Origin of the sequence: Streptomyces bohaiensis, from assembly GCF_012033785.1 — a bacterium.
GTDB classification, from domain to species: Bacteria; Actinomycetota; Actinomycetes; order Streptomycetales; family Streptomycetaceae; genus Streptomyces; species Streptomyces bohaiensis.
On the sequence record NZ_JAAVJC010000396.1, the window covers coordinates 1 to 3,244 of the forward strand.

Here is a 3,244-nt window from a genome sequence, read left to right on the forward strand (position 1 = left end):
GAGCCGGCCGGCGTAGTCCACGGAGCAGCGGGCGATGACGAGACGCATGGTCGGTCACGCTACCTGTCCGAGCGCCGGGCCGCCGCCGGCCGGTGCGGCCACCGCGACCGGAGCCGGCTCGATCGCCGGTGCGTCGGGGTCCAGGGGGACGCCGAGGTGGGCGAGCTTCAGCGGCAACCGCGCCTCGACGGGCGCCCGGCGGCGCCACGCCCTGCCGTACCGGGCGCGCAGCCGTGCCCGGTAGACGAGCCGGTCCCGTTCGAGGTCGATGACCTCCTGGTACGAGCGCAGCTCCCAGAGCTTCATCCGCCGCCACAGCCGGAACGTCGGGAACGGTGAGAGCACCCACCGCCACAGCCGGACGCCCTCCATGTGCTTGTCGGCGGCGACGGCGGTGATGCGGCCCACCGCGTGGCGGGCGGCCTCGACGGTGATGATGAACAGCACCGGGATGATGGCGTGCATGCCGACGGCCAGCGGATCGCCCCACGCGGCCGCCCCGTTGAAGGCGACGGTGGCCGCCGTGAGCAGCCACGCGGTCTGCCGCAGCAGCGGGAACGGGATACGCATCCAGGTCAGCAGCAGGTCGAGCGCCAGCAGCACCACGATGCCCGCGTCGATGCCGATGGGCACGAACGGTGCGAAGTCGCCGAACCCCTTCCGCTCGGCCAGTTCGCGGACGGCGGCGTAGGAGCCGACGAAGCCGATGGCCGCGATCACCGTCGCGCCGACGACGATGATCCCGATGAGGATGCGGTGGGTACGGGTCAGTTGGACGACGGGCGCCACGACCGGTCCTTCCCTGTTCGGTGTACTGCCTGCGCGGGAACGACCGAATGTGCGTACGGGTGTTCCGGGTCGCTTAGCGTGGCACACCCCTGCCGCCCGCCCGGGCCCGGTGCGGGGTTGCCGCCACGGCCGGATGCCCGGCTTCTCCGCTATTGGGGTGGTGCGCGGCGTGCTGTGACACCGGTGTGTCCCACCGGCGGGATCGGCTCCGGCGCCGCCGGCGGCAACCCGTCGTCCGTGCTCCCGCCGCATGCCGACGGCCCGGCACCCGCCGCGGGAGCGGGGTGCCGGGCCGTCGGGTGAAGGTCCGGTGAAGGTCTGGGTGGGGCGGGTTTCGGCTGCCCGCAACCGCGCCGGCCGGGGCCGGGGCGAGGCTCAGTCGTCCTCGCCGGACTCCTCGTCCGCCCCGCCGTTCGCGGCCTGGGACTCCAGGTAGGCGACCACCTCGGAGGCCACGCGCTCGGCGCCCTCCTCGATCGCGTCGGCGCTCGGCAGGTCGGCGTCCTCGAAGCCGGTCCCCGCGTAGTCCACCGTCACCACCGCGTTGGCGGTGCGGACCACCATCCGCTGCTGCCGGAAGTCGCGCTCGCTGTCACCGCTGGTCTTCTCCGAGGTGAACGCCAGACCGACCGCCTGGTCCCCGATGCCCTCCGGTGTGCTCTCGACCGCGTCCTCCACCGCGGGATCGTCGGCGATCTCCGCCGTCTGCGCCTGCAGGAAGGTCTCGGCGCGCGCGTCGCCGCCGCCGAGGGCCGGGTCGGAGTCGAACCGCTTCAGCGTCACGGTCAGCGAGCGGAAGTCGTAGCCGTCGAGGCCGCTCCAGATGCAGGCGCTCGTCGCGGCCACGTCGGCCGAGGGGAGCTCCTTCTCCTCGCCCGCCTCCGGCACCACCTCGTCGATGGTGTCGTCGCCGAGGGTCTCGCAGGCGTTGGGCAGCTCCGCGTAGCGCACCTCCTCGGGGGCGCCCGGCTCGTCCGCGGCCGGGGCGTCGTCGGTGCCGGCGTCGCTGTCGCCGGCCGAGTCCGAGCTGCACGCGCCCAGCAGCAGCACGGCCGCGACGGCCGCGGCCAGCGCGGGGCCGGCGCCGCGGAGGGAGCCGGCCAGGGGCCGGACGTTGCGGTCCATCAGTCACTCCTCGAAGGATGTCTGCACCGGGCCCGCTACCTTCGTCCGCCGCGGACCCGTCAGAGGAACCGTACGCCGGACCGCGGCCGCCACGGACCATCCGTGCGGGTGGTGTCCCCCACGCGCGGGCACCCGCCCCGGCCGCGCGGCGCGGCCACCCGGCCCCGGCACGGCGCCGGGTGGCCCGGTCGGCCGGGCCCGACTCGCGTCAGTTGTCGAAGCGTTCGGCCAGCTGGGAGGCGAGGGCGCGCACCCGCTCCTGGAGCGCCTCGCTGTCCGGCTCGTCCTGGCCGCCGGCGAGCGCCTCGCTGTAGTCAATGGCGACAATCACATTCGCGCTGTGGAAGACGAGGGAGACGTCCCGGCGCCCGCCGTCGTCGGCCAGCCGGTCGTCCACGTAGGCGGCGGTGCCGATCCCCGGCAGTGCGCGGGGGGCGTAGGCGCCCTCGGGTCGGAGCTCGTCCTCGGCGCCCTGCGGGGACGGGTCGTTGCCCGCCGCGTCCTCGCCCTCGCGCCCGGCGTCCTCGGAGTTCGGCGGCGTCCCGTCGGTGCCCTCCCCGTCCCGGGGGGCGTCGCGGTCGGTCCCGGTGGAGCCGTCGTCCAGGTCGATGCCTGCCGACTCGGCGCGCTGGGCGAAGTCCCGCGCGGCCAGGTCGTTGTCACTGACCTCGGGGTCGTAGGAGATCACCCGCAGGAAGTCGACCGTCAGCGTCCGCGAGGCGTCGCCGGTGCTGCTCACCCAGTCGCAGCCGTACCGGCGGCCGGTGTCGTAGGTCATGTGCGGCTCGCCGCGCAGCGTGCGCGCGTCGGCGTCCGGCAGCAGCTGGCGCAGCCGCTCCTCGGCGGGGGCGCCGCACGGCTCCGGCAGTCCGGAGTGCCGCCCGGGCTGGGCCAGCGCGCTCTCCGCGGCGTTGCCGCCGCCGCGACCGTCGTCGCCCGGATCCGCGCTGCACGCCGTGATACCCACGGCCAGCGCCGTCACCACCAGCATGCTCGAACCGGTGGTCGTCGCTCTGCGCAGCACGCGCTCCGCCTCCTCGCTCGCTCGTATGACGGGGGAGTCTACTGGCCGCCTGCCCGGCCACCGCCGTCTCATCCCGGACCGGTACGAGCCCGGTACACGACGGGGACCGGCAACGTACACCACGGTGAAACGGGGGCCGCGCGGCGTGGCCGGTAACGGGCGGCCCCGGGCCCGGACGGCTGTCGCGATGGGTGACGGCCGCCCTCCGTGGCGTCGCGGACGGCTCGGTGCTCAGGTCGGCGGCGGCGCGGCCGGGACGGTGCGGACCCGCGTAAGCACGGGCGGGCGCGGCGGCAGGGCCGGGGG

At 75.3% G+C, this 3,244-nt stretch carries 2 protein-coding genes and 1 pseudogene; all 3 read right to left on the reverse strand.

Going from position 1 to position 3,244, the window contains the following annotated elements; translation table 11 throughout:
• Positions 1 to 75 precede the first annotated feature (75 nt).
• A pseudogene (locus HCN52_RS23150) lies at positions 76 to 789 on the reverse strand (DUF2637 domain-containing protein); the annotation flags it as partial.
• A gap of 375 nt (positions 790 to 1,164) precedes the next feature.
• Positions 1,165 to 1,914 (reverse strand): DUF3558 domain-containing protein, encoded by a 750-nt coding sequence (locus HCN52_RS23155; protein ID WP_168090384.1) that lies wholly within the window; start codon positions 1,912 to 1,914, stop codon positions 1,165 to 1,167.
• Positions 1,915 to 2,122: 208 nt separating this feature from the next.
• Entirely contained in the window at positions 2,123 to 2,938 is an 816-nt protein-coding gene (locus HCN52_RS23160; protein ID WP_168090385.1) for a hypothetical protein, read from the reverse strand.
• Positions 2,939 to 3,244 lie beyond the last annotated feature (306 nt).

What these genes read in the sequence shown, in the direction of transcription:
- HCN52_RS23155 (WP_168090384.1), bottom strand. Translation starts at nt 1,914, where the DNA reads ATGGACCGCAACGTCCGGCCCCTGGCCGGCTCCCTCCGCGGCGCCGGC.